At 62.4% G+C, this 17561-nt stretch carries 17 protein-coding genes; 11 read left to right on the forward strand and 6 right to left on the reverse strand.

All coding sequences use genetic code 11. From position 1 onward, the window contains the following. Positions 1 to 19: 19 nt before the first annotated feature. On the forward strand, positions 20 to 589 hold the full coding sequence (locus FO013_RS11230; protein ID WP_143922620.1) for a Pycsar system effector family protein: 570 nt from the start codon (positions 20 to 22) through the stop codon (positions 587 to 589). A 122-nt stretch (positions 590 to 711) separates the two neighbouring features. Here the strand turns inward: FO013_RS11230 and FO013_RS11235 are convergent, their stop codons facing one another. Beyond that, positions 712 to 1881 carry a hypothetical protein gene (locus tag FO013_RS11235; protein WP_143922621.1) on the reverse strand — a complete coding sequence of 390 codons (1170 nt, stop codon included), beginning with the start codon at positions 1879 to 1881 and terminating at the stop codon, positions 712 to 714. A gap of 111 nt (positions 1882 to 1992) precedes the next feature. Here FO013_RS11235 and FO013_RS11240 point away from each other — a divergent pair, with 111 nt between their 5' ends. After that, the gene (locus FO013_RS11240) at positions 1993 to 2607 is read left to right on the forward strand and encodes a hypothetical protein (protein WP_143922622.1); all 615 of its coding nucleotides are present in this window, start codon (positions 1993 to 1995) and stop codon (positions 2605 to 2607) included. Between the two features lie 156 nt (positions 2608 to 2763). Here the strand turns inward: FO013_RS11240 and FO013_RS11245 are convergent, their stop codons facing one another. From FO013_RS11245 to FO013_RS11255, 3 genes are all read right to left on the reverse strand, one after another. Then, complete coding sequence (locus tag FO013_RS11245; RefSeq protein WP_143922623.1) at positions 2764 to 4488, reverse strand: DUF2075 domain-containing protein; 1725 nt, start codon at positions 4486 to 4488, stop codon at positions 2764 to 2766. Continuing rightward, positions 4475 to 4792 (reverse strand): nucleotide pyrophosphohydrolase, encoded by a 318-nt coding sequence (locus tag FO013_RS11250; RefSeq protein ID WP_143922624.1) that lies wholly within the window; start codon positions 4790 to 4792, stop codon positions 4475 to 4477. Before FO013_RS11250 ends, FO013_RS11245 begins: the two co-directional genes overlap by 14 nt. 177 nt (positions 4793 to 4969) lie before the next feature. Beyond that, positions 4970 to 5947 (reverse strand): quinone oxidoreductase family protein, encoded by a 978-nt coding sequence (locus FO013_RS11255; RefSeq protein ID WP_143922625.1) that lies wholly within the window; start codon positions 5945 to 5947, stop codon positions 4970 to 4972. A 44-nt stretch (positions 5948 to 5991) separates the two neighbouring features. Between FO013_RS11255 and argC the strand changes: the two genes are divergently transcribed. The 7 genes from argC (at position 5992) to argH (ending at position 13561) form a co-directional block, all read left to right on the forward strand. Then, positions 5992 to 7101: an N-acetyl-gamma-glutamyl-phosphate reductase gene (argC, locus tag FO013_RS11260; protein ID WP_143922626.1), complete on the forward strand. Its 1110-nt coding sequence runs from the start codon at positions 5992 to 5994 to the stop codon at positions 7099 to 7101. Then, positions 7098 to 8276, forward strand: coding sequence for a bifunctional glutamate N-acetyltransferase/amino-acid acetyltransferase ArgJ (gene argJ / locus FO013_RS11265; RefSeq protein ID WP_143922627.1), 1179 nt, complete (start codon positions 7098 to 7100; stop codon positions 8274 to 8276). Before argC ends, argJ begins: the two co-directional genes overlap by 4 nt. Beyond that, complete coding sequence (argB, locus tag FO013_RS11270) at positions 8273 to 9274, forward strand: acetylglutamate kinase (RefSeq protein ID WP_143922628.1); 1002 nt, start codon at positions 8273 to 8275, stop codon at positions 9272 to 9274. The genes argJ and argB overlap by 4 nt, the downstream gene beginning before the upstream one ends. Further along, entirely contained in the window at positions 9267 to 10484 is a 1218-nt protein-coding gene (locus tag FO013_RS11275) for an acetylornithine transaminase (RefSeq protein ID WP_143922629.1), read from the forward strand. Before argB ends, FO013_RS11275 begins: the two co-directional genes overlap by 8 nt. 93 nt (positions 10485 to 10577) lie before the next feature. Then, the gene (gene argF, locus FO013_RS11280; RefSeq protein WP_143922630.1) at positions 10578 to 11501 is read left to right on the forward strand and encodes an ornithine carbamoyltransferase; all 924 of its coding nucleotides are present in this window, start codon (positions 10578 to 10580) and stop codon (positions 11499 to 11501) included. After that, complete coding sequence (locus FO013_RS11285) at positions 11498 to 12031, forward strand: arginine repressor (protein WP_143922631.1); 534 nt, start codon at positions 11498 to 11500, stop codon at positions 12029 to 12031. Before argF ends, FO013_RS11285 begins: the two co-directional genes overlap by 4 nt. A 108-nt stretch (positions 12032 to 12139) precedes the next feature. Further along, complete coding sequence (argH, locus tag FO013_RS11290; RefSeq protein WP_143922632.1) at positions 12140 to 13561, forward strand: argininosuccinate lyase; 1422 nt, start codon at positions 12140 to 12142, stop codon at positions 13559 to 13561. 51 nt (positions 13562 to 13612) lie between these two features. On the opposite strand, the gene FO013_RS11295 is transcribed toward argH, so the two are convergent. After that, entirely contained in the window at positions 13613 to 14860 is a 1248-nt protein-coding gene (locus FO013_RS11295; protein ID WP_143922633.1) for an RNA polymerase sigma factor, read from the reverse strand. A 20-nt stretch (positions 14861 to 14880) separates the two neighbouring features. Further along, positions 14881 to 15252, reverse strand: coding sequence for a YciI family protein (locus FO013_RS11300; RefSeq protein ID WP_143922634.1), 372 nt, complete (start codon positions 15250 to 15252; stop codon positions 14881 to 14883). Positions 15253 to 15491: 239 nt separating this feature from the next. On the opposite strand from FO013_RS11300, the gene tyrS reads away from it, so the two are divergent. Both tyrS and FO013_RS11310 read left to right on the forward strand, forming a co-directional pair. Next, positions 15492 to 16778: a tyrosine--tRNA ligase gene (gene tyrS, locus FO013_RS11305; protein WP_143922635.1), complete on the forward strand. Its 1287-nt coding sequence runs from the start codon at positions 15492 to 15494 to the stop codon at positions 16776 to 16778. 304 nt (positions 16779 to 17082) lie between these two features. After that, the gene (locus tag FO013_RS11310) at positions 17083 to 17484 is read left to right on the forward strand and encodes a YccF domain-containing protein (protein WP_143922636.1); all 402 of its coding nucleotides are present in this window, start codon (positions 17083 to 17085) and stop codon (positions 17482 to 17484) included. Positions 17485 to 17561: the final 77 nt, after the last annotated feature.

Genomic DNA, 17561 nt, shown 5'->3' on the forward strand with positions numbered 1-17561 from the left:
CGGCGTGTATGTTCACGTTATGACCCGAAAATCCCTCAGACGTCGTCGCGCGGCCGCACTGACAGCTCCGTCTCCGCAGCCGAATCCAGATCAGGCGTGGAAGTTGCTGGGACTAATCAATGAATGGATACGACATTCTGATGCCAAGGCCGCTGTCACCCTCGCATTCTCCGGAGTTCTCGGAACGATGATCTTCAACCTAGTCAATGGGTTCGAACACCGAACTCCCCTCTTCGGTGGGCTAGTGGTATTGGCGAGCCTCCTGCTGGTCGCGACCGTCTCACTCTGTGCTTGGACTCTCACGCCGCGAGTGAACGACAAGGACGCGGACCCACAGGACATCAATCGGATCTTTTTCGCCAGTATCACCCGTCACTTCGAAGGTGCTCGTCCCCGTTTCCAGGGGGTACTGAATGAGCTTACTGCTAATCCAGGGGAGTTAATCAATGACCTAGCTGATCAGATCCACGCGAACGCAAAGATTTCAACGATAAAGGCCAAGTACGTAAAGTGGGCGATCCGAGCCGCACTTGCAACGAGCGCGGCAGTTGCCTGCCTCGCGGTCCTAGTCGGTCTCTCGAACTTCTGAACCCATGCGGGGAACTTAGATCGTTGGCCACAAGCCGAACGGCATGATTCAAGTTCGAACCGCTGGAGAAGTGTCTCGGAGCCAAACCGTCTCATAACACCTGGGCTGGGAGACATCTGGGGTCAATCGGCTTGCCAGCGGCGACCCTGCGGCCAGTTGTCTGCGAGCCCGAGCAGTCTGCGGGCATCGAGAGCTTCGCGCTTGTCGGTGAATTTACCGTTCCATTCGTGAATCACTCCGGGGAACATCGGCTCGTTTGGTAGCGGGTGCAGCGGGTCGGGGTGGGCCCACAACGATACGCGAGCGCGTGTCGGGTCGTGGAGGGAGAGCTGATCGACGATCAAGACCGCCGACACCCGACGATTTTTCCAAGCTCCCGGTGACCCGAAGTAGCCGTCACGATTGCGGACTCCACGTGATGTGATCTCCTCGCCCGGGTTGAGCCCGTCGAGTGTCCAAGACACAGAGCCATAAAGCGCATTCAAGACGTATTTGTCGTTCTCATCGAACGAAGTTGTGCCGACAGCTATGACGAACGCCGCGTCGAGATGGCCGTACCTCCTCGCCTTGGACTCGAGGGCGGCGACGAGCTTTGCCCCGTCGTCAACGAAGTGGGCATCAGCGTGCGCGTAGACGCCGATGGAGCGCCTGGCGTTACCGCGGTTGTTGCGCTTGATAGGCATTGCCTTAATCGTGACGCTCCATCCGTCCTGCTCAAACGTCCGTGAAGGCAGATCTTCGGTGTCAACCGATTCGGGGTCAAGCTGCATGAGCCATCTCCGAATCTGGGCGCGGAAGTTCCCGGCGGGTGCGCTGTTGCTGGCTTGCGTAATCGAAGTCGTCATGAGGACGAAGTTGTCGTCGCCTACCTGGTCGAGCGCCGAAAGTAGGGCACCCATTCGATTGGCTTCGGCGCGATCGTCGCGCGACTGCCCAGGTGCGATCGCCTCGATGAAGACGCGCGAGCCACCCCGGCACGCGAGAAAATCGGGCCTGCGAGGGGAGTGACCAAGCTCGGGGTGGATAACGACCTCGTGGCTGCCGCGGACCAAGCACTCGTGAAGGTACAACTCCAAAAAGGCACTTCGAGCCTGCGCGTCGTCCGACCGTAGCGCCGCCCTCACCTCGGCGTACTCGTGATCGCCGAGCCGGTCAGCCCACTCCTGATGAAGCGCTCGGCTGTGCCGCCACAGCGAGCCGCCTGCCCGATTGAAGAACGCGAACGAGGTCTCGCCGTTGCGTTGCGGGGCGAGGTCGGTCCGCTCGCAATCGTCATAGATCGGCGGCTTCATGCCAGGCACGGCCGTTCGGCCAATGCGTTCTTCGCGACGATCATTGAACTCGCCATCAGCCTCTCTCGATTTTGACGGGGACGGCTGTGCAGTGTCCCCTATGCTTGGCCTATGGTAGCAACAACCGCCTCGACGACTCCTGTCAATGGTGCAGCGTCAACCTCGGAATGGCTCGACTTCGTGACGTCTCTTGCCGGGTCTCTCGCATGGCCGATCATTGTCTTCACGATCGTCATCATCTTCCGCAAAGAATTGGTCAAGCTGGTGGCGGCCATACGCGACCGAGTTCCCTTGATGACCAGTGTGAAGGGCTTCGGCGTCGAAGCGGCATGGTCGGCGAGTGAGGTGCGGAAGCTCGCGGAGGAGGTGAGTGGTCTACCCCATGCCGCTCCTGCTGGCGACCACCGGTCTGCGTCAGACAAGCCCGTCGAGCTGGCGCGCATCGAACCCAGCGCCGGGGTCATCAATGCGTTCGTCGACGTTGAGCGCGAGGTCGGCAGGTATCTCTCACGCGCGGGCGTTCCGTGGCGCGGATCGCCGATACCGGCCCTCCAGCGAAGTGACCTTCCGCCGAGCATCAAAGGTGCGGTCCTCGAGTTGGCATCCTTGCGTAACGCGGCCGCGCACGGTGTTGGCGACATTACTCTCGAGTCGGCCCTCGACTACATCGTGACGGCGCAACATGTGGCAAAAGCGATCGCACTCGGCGAGTACGACCGTGCGTAGCGCGAGTACATTCATCCGCAGTGCACGAAAGTGGTCCGCATATGCCCAGGCGTCGGGGTGCCGTTCCGTTCCGAGCCCCTCAGGTGTCTCGTAACCGAAGCGCCTCATAACCCATAGGTTGTGAGACAGGAATCAGCTGTTGATTCGACTGGTGACTTAGACAAACTCTTGAAGGCGTTCTCGCAGAGCGGTGTCGCAGACGTACACGTACGTACCTTGGATTCCTCGTGTAAGCAGGACGCTATAGATGTTCTTTACGTACTCGAGAAGGTCCGCGTCGGAATACGTGATACCGAGCTTGGCGTTGTTCTCGCGGCCCTTCTTGTCGTGATAGTTGGTGCGATCGAAGACTAGCTTGCCTGCAACTGGGTCGAGTCGAAGGTCGTTGCCAATGATTACCCCGACGTAGTTGAGGTCGTAGCCCTGCACTGTGTGGATCGATCCAACCTCGTCGACTGACTTTGGTGAGTTGATCCAATCCGTCTTGGCCGTGTTCCATCGCATCTGCAGACCGTCGAGTTCGATGTCGTAGACAGTTCCAGTTTTATCGTTTTTGCTCTTCCAGGACCAAGCATATCCAGCGACGAGACGCGAGAGCCCGTACTCTTCTTCCCGCTTCTGCAATTCGGTTCTCATGTTCCCCAGTTCAGTGAACATTCGAAGGTCATATTCCCCGAAGTCTTCCCGAGCTATTGGAGGATTATCGCTGAGTATAGAGCGGACGTAGCCCACATAGTCCTTATCTGCTTCAATACGCATCTGGGTTTGAAGCGGATATAGCCGACCAGCCGACTTGGCTTGCGCAGCGAGTTTCTTTGTCTCGGTTGCAGGCAGATCGGCGGGGCGGACAGTCTGGCCGACATCCAACATGAAGATAGAATGACGACTCTGCTTCTTGACCCAGTCCAACTGAGTCTTCTGTGGATTGTCCCAGCCGAACAGCATCTTATTGATTTCTGCGAACTTCGTATTCTGTGATCCGGATGCTTGATTTGCACGATGGTTGAGCCGATGGGCTTCGTCGACGACGATAAGGTCGAACTTCTCTGAGCTCTCACCGACCTGGAACGGCGTTAACACCATGCCCTTGCCCAGACCTGGTGTCAGCTTGAAGACCTTGGCGATTGACTCCCGTAGTGACTGCTGGGGGACGACGATTGCGAACTTGAGGGACTTGAGAAGCTCGGTATGTTCAGGAGTGAAGTAGTCACTGAAGATGGAATCGATGTCGAGCGGCTCTTCCAAATCGTGCCGCCTGATGTCTTCCAGCAGCTTGAGCAGATAGATTGCGACAACCGTCTTGCCTGTTCCCGGATTGCCCTCGACAACGACGGTGTTATCAACGCCGCTCCTCAGGTCGTCAAAGAAGCCCTCGAGAATGTCATCGACGGCGATGGCCTGATCGTGGTTCAGTGCTTTGAAGGGTGAGAGCTTGAAAAGATCACTGTTGATGATTTGGGGAATCGTTCGTTTGAACAGTTCCTCCTGAGTGCGCAACTCTTCGAAGATCTGTCGGAACGTCTTGTTGTAGTTCTCTCGGTCGTAGTACTCGGCATCGGTGATGCCGGCGTTGAGGTTGAGGACCTGTCGGCTTCCGTCACCGTGGAACATACGGATGAGGAACGACTCCAGATCGAGGCACGCTGATTTGTTGAACGTGTTATCTAGAACGACTCTCACCGACTGAAGTTGTCGTTTTGAGTCAGACTCGAGGTGCTGTCGCATTCGTCCCTCGACGTTGAGTGACTCCCCGACGTAGACCTCTTTTGCATTGTTCATGACATATACGACTGGCCAGTTCCGGTGTCGTGGGTCGACGGATCCCCACGCCTTGACCCGGTCCGCGTCGAACGGGAAGCGCTCGACCTTAAAGCTGGTCATATTTCACGCTCGTGCCTCGAGCTTTCTCCACTGGGTACTTCGCACGAGTCTTCTCCAGCTTGTCCAAAACGATGGTGTCGGGATCCAGATCCATTTTGTCGGCGAGCAGCATGCAATACGTCAACACATCTGCGAGCTCGTCTTTCGCGGAGTCGAGGTCGGCATCGCCCCACTGGAAGCATTCGAGCAGTTCCGCTGCTTCGATAGAAACACTTTTGGCTAAATTCTCAGGGGTGTGGAATTGTTGCCAATCGCGTTCTGCCATGAAATGACGGACTGCGTCGCGAACAGAATCTTCGTACATGTCTTCAAGGTATCAGCGACGCACGGCGACGGTGCGGAACGGGCGACAACATAAATGCGCGTGGATCAGGCGAGTGGAGAGCGGGGAGCGTCCTCCCCGGCCTCAGTGCCACAACAGTTTGGGCTCGGAGTTCGTACCGATAGACAGGAACTCCGAGCCCAGGCTGTAGTTGCTAAGTCAGGCCGTAGTCAGCACAACCTTCCCCGTAGTCTCCCGCCCTTCCAACGCCCGATGCGCATCCGCAGCCTCAGCCAACGGGAACGTCGCACCCACCCGGAAGTTCAACCACCCGTGCTCGATGCCGTTGAAGAGCATCGCCGAACGCTTCGCCAGTTCCTCCGACGAACGGACGAACCAAGCCAGTGACGGACGAGACAGGAAGATTCCGCCCGACGCATTGAGGCGCTGAATGTCGAACGGCGGCACCTGACCCGAGGCACCGCCAAAGAGCACCATCGAACCCAGCGGCTTGAGCGAGGCCAGTGACGCATCGAAGGTGTCCTTGCCGACTCCGTCGTAGGCGACCTCCACGCCCTCGCCGCCAGTGAGTTCCTTGACCTTCGCGGTCACGTCGACGCCCTCGCCGTAGAGGAACACCTCATCGGCACCGGCCTTGCGTGCCAGCTCAGCCTTCGCCTCGGTGCTCACAGTCGAGATGACGTTGCCGCCCAGGTGTTTGATGATCTGCGTGAGTAACAGTCCGACACCACCGGCACCGGCGTGGACGAGAGCGGTGTGTCCGGGCTTGATCTCGTGGGAGCTCGTGGCCAGGTACTGAGCGGTCAGACCCTGCAACGGCATTGCGGCAGCGACCTCGGTGCTCACGCCCTTGGGTACGCGCAGCAGGTTATCGGTCTTGACGACGACCTGGGTCGCATACGAACCCGGGCCCTCGTGCCAGGCGACGCGATCGCCGACGGACCAGCTGACGACACCTTCGCCCACCTCGGCGATGTGACCGGTGCCCTCGGAACCGACGATGTGCGGGTAGCTCATGGGATACGTGCCCGAACGACGATACGTGTCGATGAAGTTCACGCCCGCGGCCGCGACGTCAACGAGGACCTCACCAGGACCGGGCCGAGGAGTGTCGATCTCGTTGAACTCGAGAACCTCGGGTCCACCTGCTCGCATCGCCTGAATAGCCTGGGTCATCACGCCTCCTGCATATAATTTAATGTGCTGGTATAGTTATACATATGAATGATCTTACGGTTGCCGTCTCCGGTGCCACCGGATACGCCGGGGGAGAGGTCCTCCGGCTGCTGAGCACTCACCCTCATCTCAACGTCACCACGGTGTGCGGACATTCCTCCGTGGGTGAGAAGCTCGGCCGACATCAACCCCATCTTGCCCGATATTCCGATTTCGTGGTCAAGGAGTCCACCGCCGAGGTGCTCGCCGGCCACGATGTCGTCATCCTCGCCCTCCCCCACGGCCAGTCCGGAGCAATCGCTGCCGAGCTCGAAGAATCGAGCCCCGAGACACTCATCGTCGATCTCGCCGCCGATCACCGCCTCATCAGTGCCGCCGCCTGGGAGAAGTTCTACGGTTCCGAGCACCAGGGCACCTGGACCTACGGTCTGCCCGAACTCCTCACTGCCGGCGGAGCCAAACAGCGCGAGGCACTCAAGGACACCAAGCGCATCGCCGTCCCCGGCTGCAACGTCACCGCCGTGACCCTCGGGCTTGCACCCCTGGTCCAGGCCGGCCTCGCCGCTCCCGCAGGGCTCAACGCAGTCCTCGCTAACGGAGTCTCCGGGGCCGGTAAGGCACTCAAGCCGCACCTCACCGCCGCCGAGGTCCTCGGCGATGCCTCTCCCTACGGCACGGGCGGCTCTCACCGGCATGTGCCCGAGATCGAACAGAACCTCAACGGAGTCCTCGGCGCCGACGCCACAGAAGGCCCGACGCGGATCTCATTCACCCCGACACTTGTGCCCATGGCCCGCGGAATCCTCGCCACCATCACCGCCGTGCCGGGGGAGTCCGCACCGAAAACCGCCGAGGGCCTCCTCGACGCCGCGGCACTGAAAGACCAGCTGGCCCAGGCATTCGCCCAGGCCTACGCCGATGAGCCCTTCGTCCGCGTCCTGCCCGAAGGCCAGTGGCCGCGCACCTCATCGACGGCCGGATCGAACCTCGCACACATCCAGTTCACCGTCGATGAGCGCGCGGAAAAGATCCTCGTGGTTGTGGCCCTGGACAACCTCGTCCGCGGCACTGCCGGCCAAGCCCTCCAGTCCATCCACCTGGCCCTTGGTCTCGACGAGACCACCGCGCTTCCCCTTGAAGGAGTCGCCCCATGAGCGTGACCGCACCACTTGGCTTCACAGCCGCCGGCCTCATCGCCGGACTCAAACCCAGCGGGACCAAAGACCTCTCGCTCGTCGTCAACACCGGCCCCGATACCGCTGTCGCCGCCGTCTACACCTCGAACCGCTGCAAGGCCAACCCCGTCCTGTGGTCCCAGAAGGCCTCGGCGAACGGTCAGGCCCGCGCCGTCGTCCTCAACTCCGGGGGAGCCAACTGTTACACCGGTGATTTCGGACACGAGACGACGACGCTGACGGCACAGGCCACCGCCGATCTCCTCACCGAGGCCGGCACCGCCACCCAAGCCGAAGACATCCTTGTCTGCTCGACCGGACTCATCGGCGTCGGCGGCCAGGATTTCCGCGATACCATCATCGACAACCTCCCTCCACTCGTGGCCGCTGCTGAGGACTCCGTGGCCGGAGGCAAGCACGCCGCCGAGGCGATCATGACCACCGACACCGTGGCCAAGACTGCCACCCGTGAGGGCAGCTCCGGGTACACGATCGGCGGCATGGCCAAGGGCGCGGGCATGCTCGCCCCGGGATTGGCCACCATGCTCGTCGTCATCACCACCGACGCGAAGGTCGACCAGGCCTTGCTCGATCAGGCGCTGCGAGCCTCGACGAGTCAGAGCTTCGACCGTCTTGACACCGACGGGTGTATGTCCACGAATGACACCGTCATCCTCATGTCCTCCGGCGCCCACGACGCGGCAGTCGATACAGATGAGTTCACGAGCCTGCTACGCGAACTCTGCCTCGACCTCATGCACCAACTCCACGTCGACGCCGAAGGCGCCCACCACGACATTGCGATCACCACGCAGGGGGCGGCTAGTGAGGCCGAGGCCGTCGAGGTCTCCCGCTCAGTGTCACGCTCGGCCCTGTTCAAGGCCGCGATCTTCGGCCAGGACCCGAACTGGGGTCGCGTCGTTGCCCAGGTGGGAACCACCTCGGCGACCTTCGACCCCACGGCCATCGACGTGATCATCAACGGCACCGAGGTGTGCCGGGCCTCTGGTCCCTATGAGGACCCGGAGAAGGTCACATTCGACCGCAACGTCGACGTCGTCATCGACCTCCACGCAGGAGATGCCACCGCCACGGTCTGGACCTCGGACCTCACCCACGATTACGTCGAAGAGAACAGCGCCTACTCCACATGAGCAACCCACACGACATGTCCACGAAGTCCACGGCAGCCCGGCTTGCCGCCGCCCAGGTCAAGGCCGAGGCCCTGACCGAGGCGCTGCCGTGGATCAAGACCTTCGCCGGTGCCACGATCGTCATCAAGTACGGCGGCAACGCGATGATCTCCCCGGAGCTCCAACAGTCATTCGCCGACGACATCGCGTTCCTGCGCTTCGCCGGCATCCGACCCGTCGTCGTCCACGGCGGCGGACCCCAGATCACCTCGATGCTGGCTCGCTTGGGTATCGAAAGCGAGTTCAAGGCCGGACAGAGAGTCACGAGTGAAGAAGCGGCCGAGGTCATCCGCATGGTCCTCTCCGGGCAGGTCAACCGCGACATCGTCTCCCGCATCAACCAGAACGGCAATGCCGCGATCGGGCTCTCCGGTGAAGACGCGGACCTGCTGCTGGCGAACAAGACCCACGCCGAGGTGGACGGTGAACTCATCGACCTGGGCCGGGTGGGTGAGATCGCCGAGGTCAACACCACCGTGCTCACCGAGCTCCTCGACGCCGGGCGGGTGCCTGTCATCTGCTCGATCGCTTCGGAGATCGACGGTGAGGCCGGCAAGCCCCTGAACATCAACGCCGACCTCGCCGCCTCCGCCGTGGCGAAAGCCTTGCGTGCCGACAAACTGATCATGCTCACCGATGTGCCCGGCCTCTACGCCAACTGGCCCGATACCTCGAGCCTGATTTCTCGCATCGGCCCTAAGAAGCTGCGCGAACTGCTGCCCAGCCTCGACGCGGGCATGATCCCGAAGATGACCGCAGCCCTCGAAGCCATCGAGCACGGGGTGCAGCAGGCCCACATCATCGACGGCCGGATGGCGCACTCGCTTCTCCTCGAGGTCTTCACCTCCGAGGGCATCGGCACCATGGTCGAAGACACCGTCGTCGAACCCGCACCACTGGGTGACGGGCACAAAGGCGAGGGACACGAGACAAGCACTGAGGAGACGAACGATGACTGAGGCAAATGCTGTGACAGACCAGGCCCAGACCTGGCGCGATGACTTCTCCCGCGTCCTCTCACCGGTCTTCGGCTCACCCCAGCTCGACCTCGTCCGCGGAGCGGGCGTGCACGCGTGGGACGCCTCGGGCAAGGAATATCTCGACCTCCTCGCCGGCATTGCCGTCAACGCACTCGGCCACTGCCACCCCACGTGGGTCAAGGCCATCACCGAGCAGGCGTCGACCCTGGGCCACATTTCGAACTTCTTCACCTCACCGCCGCAGATCGCACTCGCTGAGAAACTTCACGAGGTCCTCGACCTGCCCAGCGGTTCGGCCGTGTTCTTCTCGAACTCCGGCACCGAAGCCAATGAGGCCGCCTTCAAGATGGCCCGCCGTGCTGGGGGTGGATCACGACCGATCATCATCGCCATCGAGGGCGCCTTCCACGGTCGCACCATGGGCGCGCTCGCACTGACGGCTAAGGCCGCCTACCGTGAACCCTTCGCACCCGGAGTACCCGGCGTCGTCCATATTCCCTACGGGGACGTCGACGTGCTCGCCGCCGCCATCAACGACACCACCGCCGCCGTCTTCATCGAACCCATACAGGGCGAGGTCGGAGTCCGGCAGCACCCGACTGGCTACCTCACCAAGGTCCGCGAACTCACCCGCGAGGCCGGGGCCCTCCTCGTCCTCGACGAGGTCCAGTCCGGTGTGGCCAGGACCGGATCATGGTTCGCCTACCAGAACCCGGACATCGGCGAAGGCGTCGTCCCCGACATCATCACCTCGGCGAAGGGGCTGGGCGGGGGCATGCCGATCGGGGCCACCATCACCGTCGGCGATGCCAACACCAAACTCCTCGAAGCCGGACAGCACGGGACCACCTTCGGCGGAAACCCCATCGCCTGCGCCGCCGGACTAGCCGTACTCGAAACCATCGAGACCGACAACCTGCTCGCCCACACCCGGGTCACAGGCGAGTGGCTCACCGAACAGCTGCTGACCATCGACGGCATCGAGAAGGTCACCGGCACCGGTCTCCTCCTGGGCCTCGAACTGGCCGAGGGCCTCGATGAGAAGGCGATCGCCGCTCGCGCGCTCGAGGCCGGGTTCATCATCAACCCCGTTGCACCCGGACGCCTGCGCCTGGCACCACCGCTGATCATCACGAAAGACGATCTCGCGCCGTTCCTGACCGACCTGCCCGGACTGCTGCACGGCTGAACACGTTCGCCGCCCACCTAGCGGCCACCTCGGCGACCGGGGCATCCACCCTCACAGCCCGGTTGCCCCACACAGACTGACAAAGGACACACCATGACACGGCATTTCCTCAAGGACACCGACCTCACCCCGGCCGAACAAGCGCACGTCCTCGACCTCGCGGTTGAGCTCAAAGCAGCCCCGTACTCTCGCACCCCGCTGGCCGGACCGCAGACCGCGGCAGTCATCTTCGATAAGACCTCAACGAGGACCCGCGTGTCCTTCGCCGCCGGCATCGCCGCCCTTGGCGGACAGCCGCTCATCATCAACCCCGGCGAGGCGCAGCTGGGACACAAGGAATCCATCGCCGACACCGCCCAGGTGATGTCGCGCATGGTCTCAGCCATCGTCTGGCGCACCTACGCCCAGGCAGGCCTCGAGGAGATGGCCGAGAACTCATCCGTCCCGGTCATCAACTCACTGTCCGATGACTACCATCCCTGCCAGATCCTGGCCGACCTGCTCACGATCCGCGAACACCGCGGTGACGTCGCCGGTCAGACCATGACCTACTACGGCGACGGGGCCAACAACATGGCCAACTCCTACGTCCTCGGCGGAGTCAACGCCGGCATGCACGTGCGCATCGCCGCCCCCGCCGACTACCAACCGGCCGAGGACATCATCGCCGAGGCGAACGAACTCGCCCAGACCACCGGCGGTTCCGTCATGGTCACCGATGACCCCGTGGCTGCCGCCCAGGGCGCCGATGTCCTCGTCACCGACACCTGGGTGTCCATGGGCCAGGATTCGGCCGGACGCGATGACGAAGCCTCACCCTTCGTGAAGTACCAGGTCTCACAGGAGCTCATGAACCTGGGCAACGACCCGATCTTCCTCCACTGCCTGCCGGCCTACCGGGGCAAAGAGGTCACGGCCGAGGTCATCGACGGTCCCGCCTCGGTGGTGTTCGATGAAGCAGAGAACCGCCTCCACGCACAGAAGGCACTCATGACATTCCTGCTGGAGAAGCGATGAGCGAGAACTCCACATCACCGACGAACTCGGCACCGCTGACGAAGACTGCGCGGCAGCAGAAGATCATCGATCTCATCACCCGCAAATCCGTGCATTCCCAGATCGACCTGGCCGAGAACCTGGCAACGATGGGCATCACCGTCACCCAGGCGACACTCTCACGCGACCTCGCCGAGGTGGGGGCCGTGAAGATCCGGTCCACCGCCGGATCCGTCTACGCTGTCCCCGGTGAGGGCGGGGACCGGAGCCTGCAGCAGTCCACGGGTGACAGCCTCGACGCGAAGCTGCCGAGGCTGCTCGAGGAGCTCCTCGTCTCCGCGGCGGCTCAGAAGGACATGGTCGTTCTGCGCACCCCGCCCGGAGCCGCCCAATATTTGGCCTCGGCGATCGACCGCTCCTCGATGACTGGGATCTTCGGCACCATCGCCGGCGATGACACTGTCCTCGTCATTGCCGACTCCACTGTCGGGGGACAAGCCTTGGCGGAGACGTTCCTCGAATACGCGGCCGGCGGCCTCAGCGAGGGATGAACCCCAGCCTCGGCGGATCCTGAGCGACACAATTCCTGAGACAATGACAACGAACGATGACGAATGGACCGGTGACGTGAAAGCGACAGCGGTGGGGAAGGACCTTTTGTGAGCGAACGACTGAGCCTATGGGGCGGACGATTCTCGGACGGCCCGGCCGATGCACTGGCCGCGTTGAGCAAGTCGACGGACTTCGACTGGCGCCTGGCCCACTACGACATCGCCGGTTCGAAGGCCCACGCAAAGGTGCTGCACCGCTCGGGTCTGCTGGACGACGACGAGCTGCAGGGCATGACCGAGGCACTTGACGAACTCGGCCGCCGCGTCGAAACCGGCGAATACGTTGCCGCAGAATCGGATGAGGACGTCCACTCCTCACTCGAGCGCGGACTCATCGAGATCGCCGGCCCTGACCTTGGTGGAAAACTGCGTGCCGGCCGATCCCGCAACGACCAGATCGCGACCCTGGGACGCATGTACCTGCGCGATCACGCTCGTGACCTGGCCAGTCTGGTCCTCGACGCCGTCGACGTCCTCATCGCCCAGGCTGAAGAGCACCCCGAAGCGCCGATGCCCGGTCGCACCCACTTGCAGCACGCACAGCCTGTGCTCCTGGCCCACCACCTGCTGGCCCACGCATGGCCGTTGCTGCGCGACGTCGCCCGGTTCGTCGACTTCGATGAGCGCGCCGGAATCTCCGCCTACGGCTCGGGCGCCCTGGCCGGATCATCCTTGGGCCTCGACCCACAGGCCGTGGCCGCAGATCTGGGCTTCAATGACTCGGCAGAGAACTCGATCGACGGCACCGCAGGTCGCGACGTCTTCGCCGAATACCTGTTCATCACCACGATGATCGGTATCAACCTCTCCCGACTTTCCGAAGAGGTCATCGCCTGGGCGACCAAGGAATTCTCCTTCGTCACCCTCCACGATGCGTACTCGACGGGCTCGTCGATCATGCCGCAGAAGAAGAACCCCGACGTCGCTGAGCTGACCCGCGGCAAATCAGGACGCCTCATCGGTGACCTCACCGGGCTGCTCTCAACGCTCAAGGCACTGCCGCTGGCCTACAACCGTGACCTGCAGGAAGACAAGGAACCGGTCTTCGACGCCACCGACACCCTCGAACTTCTGCTCCCGGCCTTCACTGGCATGGTCGCCACGCTGAAGTTCAACACCGAACGCATGGCCTACCTGGCACCGCGGGGATTCGCCCTGGCCACGGACATCGCCGAATGGCTCGTCCGCAAGGGCGTGCCCTTCCGCATCGCCCATGAACTCTCCGGGGAATGTGTGCAGTTGGCCGAGTCGAAGGATGCCGAGCTGTGGGATCTCACAGACGAAGAATTCGCCGGCATCTCCGAACACCTGACGCCAGACGTCCGTGAAGTGCTCACCACGCTTGGATCGATCGACTCCCGCAGCTCCAAGGGCGGAACAGCGCGGTCCGCCGTGGACCAGCAGCTGGCCAATGCCAAGGCTGAGGTTGCAAAGCTGCGCGAGTTCGCCGATTCGGCTCGGAGCGTGTGAGCGGCTGAGCAGCCAGGCGTTTGTCGGCCTCGGGCCAGGCCCCGGCGGCCGTCAGCGCTCGCTCGTCGGGTCTTGGGCGCTCAGGCGGAGGATCTGAGTGTTGAGAAACCGCTGTTCGGGAATGTTCGTGCACAGTCTGCCGGCGCTCCGGTAGGCCTCGAGCGCAGCCTCACGATCCCCGAGTGCCTCCAACAGCGGAGCCCGAACCGCATGCAGGCGGTGACTGCGACTCATCCGCGGGTCAGTCCTGAGCGGTTCCACCATGGTCAGCGCCGGCTGCGGACCGTTGACCTCAGCGACGGCCACAGCAAAGTTGAGGGTGACAGTCGGCGACGGGGCGATATGCGCGAGCATCGAATAGAGTTCGACGATCTGCGGCCAGTCGGTCTCTGCCCAGGTCGTCGCCTCGGCGTGGGCGGCGGAGATCGCTGCCTGCAACTGGTAGGCCCCGACTGGGCCGAACGGCAGTGCACCTTCGAGCAACGCGATCCCTTCGCCGATCGCCGCCCGATCCCACGGGCCGCGGTCCTGATCTTCGAGCCTCACGAGTTCGCCGTCCGCCGATGTCCGGGCCGGTCGACGGGCGTCGCTGAGCAGAAGGAGTGCGAGCAGGCCCGCCGTCTCCGATTCCCCGGGAAGTTCTGCATGGAGTCGACGCGCCAGACAGAGGGCCTCATCCGAGACCTCCTGGTCGAGCACTTCTTCGCCGAATGGGCGGCTGTGGCCGACAGTGAACATGAGATAGAGCGCGTGCAGCATGGCCGACAGCCGGTCGGTCAGTGAGGCTGGGGCAGGGAATCGCCGGTGGTGGTCATTGATCGTCGCCTTCGCTCTGCTGATCCTCTGTCCGGCGGTCGCGTTGGGAATGAGGAACACGGCCGCAATCTGTTGGGTGCTCAAGCCGAGAAGAGTTCTCAGCACCAGAGTGACCTGCGATTCTGTGGTGAGTTCGGGATGGCAGCACAGTGCGAGGACGTCGAGCGAGGAGTCCCGGTCCTTGATGATCGGGTCCGGAATCCTCGCGAAGTCGCAGAAGCCGACGCCGAATGTCCGTTGCTCTCGCTCGCGTCGGGCCCCCTCCTGACGCAAGGAGTCGATGAGACGACGGGAAGCCACTCGCAACAGCCAGCCTCGTGGCTTGTCAGGCACGCCTGTCGCTGGCCACTGTTGGGAAGCTGCGAGCAGTGCCTCCTGCACGGCGTCTTCGCAGGCAACGAAGTCACCGTATCGCCTCATCAGGGCAGCGAGGATGTGCGGCGTCTCGCGACGCCACACATCCTCGCTGTTTCCCTCAGACATTCGTCTCCACCGCTGACCGTTCACATGAGGGGACGCAGCTCAACGGTTTCACCCGGGCCGGAGAAGACCCCGGCGATCTCCTCGGCGCGGGTCTGCGACTCGACATCGATGATGAAGAACCCCGCAAGATGTTCCTTGGTCTCTGCATACGGTCCGTCACTTGACGTCGGCTTCCCGGCGGTCCACCGATAGAGCTTTGAGGCGGCAGGATCTCCAAGAGCCTCTCCGCCCAGCAGTTCTCCCTTCTCCTGGAGATCGCCGAGCATGGTCTCGAAGTCGGAATTGATTCTGTCCTGCTGCTCCTGTGACAGTGCCTGGAACTCGGCGAGGTAGTTGCCGGTCGGGTGCCCCCATGGATCGGGGTTCGAGTGGATGAGGAGGACGTACTTCATTGTTCTGCCTTTCGAAGGAGGGCCGCCTCTCGGCCCTTCCAGTGTGACATCGGATCCGAACTCACGATTTCGACATCGGGTTGGAAACTTCTTTCGAGGGCATGACCTATCGGAGGCGTAGTCCGGGTGCTTATCAGGTCAGTGGTTGGCCGGGTTGGTTCTGATCGGGACGAAGTACGCCGTAGAATCGACTTCGTCGGCTTCTCGCCGACGCTTCATACACATCTGAAAGGACCGAAGTGACCGACATCTTCAGTGAACTCAAGGCCCGTGGCCTCGTCTCGGTTTCGACCGACGAAGCCGCCCTGCAGAAGGCTCTCAATGAGGAATCGCTGACCTATTATGTCGGTTTCGATCCCACCGCACCCAGCCTGCACATGGGCAACCTGGTCCAGCTCATCACCGCCGCGCGTCTGCAGAAGGCAGGACACAACCCCCTGGCCCTCGTCGGCGGAGCAACCGGGCTCATCGGTGACCCCCGCATGTCGGGAGAGCGCACGCTCAACCCGCGCGAGGTCGTCGAGGAATGGTTGGTAAAGATCCGGGCACAGGTCGAGAAGTTCCTCGACTTCAGCGGCCCGAACGCCGCCCGGGTCGTGAACAACTACGACTGGACATCCGAGATGTCGGCCATCGATTTCCTCCGCGACATCGGCAAGCACTTCCCGATGAACCGGATGCTGGCCAAGGAGTCGGTCTCGGCTCGTCTCAACAGCGAAGCGGGAATCTCCTTCACGGAGTTCTCGTACCAGGTGCTGCAGGGCAACGACTACCTCGAACTCCACCGCCGCTACGGCTGCTCCCTGCAGACCGGTGGCTCCGACCAGTGGGGGAACCTGACCTCCGGCGTTGATCTCATCCGTCGCGTCGAACAGCACAGTGTCCATGCTCTGGCCACACCGCTGATCACCAAGGCCGACGGCACCAAGTTCGGCAAGACCGAGTCCGGCACCGTGTGGTTGGACGAGAGCCTGACCAGCCCATACGCGTTCAGCCAGTTCTGGCTCAATGCTGATGACCGCGACGTCGTGAAGTACCTCAAGGTGTTCTCATTCCGGTCCCTCGAGGAGATCGGGGAGATCGAGGCCGAGTTCACCGCGGCACCACACACGCGCCTGGCGCAGAAGGTGCTGGCCGAGGACGTGACGACCTTGGTCCACGGCAAGGAGAAGTACGAGCAGGCGATCGCAGCGGCCTCTGCCCTGTTCGGTGGGGGAGAGCTCGCCAGTCTCGACGCCTCCACCCTGGGGGCCGCGACATCCGAACTTCCGCGCGGTGAAGTCAGCTCGACGCAGCTAGCTGAGGGCATGCCCGTTGCCGATGCCTTTGTGACTGCCGGCATCGTGAAGTCCAAGGGCGAGGCACGCCGAGCGATCAAGGACGGCGGCGCCTACGTCAACAACGTCAAGGTCACCGGTGACGACCAGACCCTGACCCCCGCCGAGGTGCTCCCCACCGAAGGCGGAGGAGTGATCCTCCTGCGTCGGGGAAAGAAGACCCTGGGGGCAGTTGACATCATCAGCTGAGCTCCATGAATGCCGACGACACCGTGTCCTTGATCAATTCGAGGGCACGGTGTCGTCGTATTCACCATCGGCACATTGAAAGCCCCGTAAGCGACGGCGAGCTGCAATGTACAAGCAAATGACTTGTTATCGACGAAGACAAGTCATTCGCTTGTATCGGTACTCGGGCTGGCGCCTAGAGACTAGAGACTTCGGGAGGTCGAAGCTCTGGGGATGTCATTCGTGAGATATCTGGGCAGCCTCATGGCATCAGCGCGGGCAGTGACCGAGACTGGAAAGAGGACATCGTCGAAACGAGGAGAACATGCGCACGCTGCTCAACATCATCTGGTTCATCTTCAGCGGACTATGGCTGGCACTCGGCTACTACCTCGCCGGCATCATCTGCTGCATACTCATCGTCACCATCCCCTGGGGGATCGCCTCCTTCCGGATCGGCAACTATGCGCTCTGGCCCTTCGGCCGCGAGGTCATCGAAACGAGGCCAGCGGGTATCGCGACGACGTTGGGCAACATCATCTGGGTGATCGTCGCAGGCATCTGGCTGGCCATCGGGCACGTGGTGACCTCGATCCCGCTCTTCGTCTCGATCATCGGCATTCCCCTGGGATGGGCGAACCTCAAACTCATCCCCGTGTCTCTCATGCCATTGGGTAAGGAGATCGTCGACAGTGACTCCCTCATGCCCGGATACCGCGGAGCCTGAACGTCCGCGCACTGTCTTGAGGGTCTCGCGCAGCACTCGATCCCCGGTTTTTCGGGGGACGAGGCTCTCGCATCGTC

It is taken from the genome of Brevibacterium aurantiacum, from assembly GCF_007558825.1.
Lineage (GTDB): Bacteria > Actinomycetota > Actinomycetes > Actinomycetales > Brevibacteriaceae > Brevibacterium > Brevibacterium aurantiacum_A.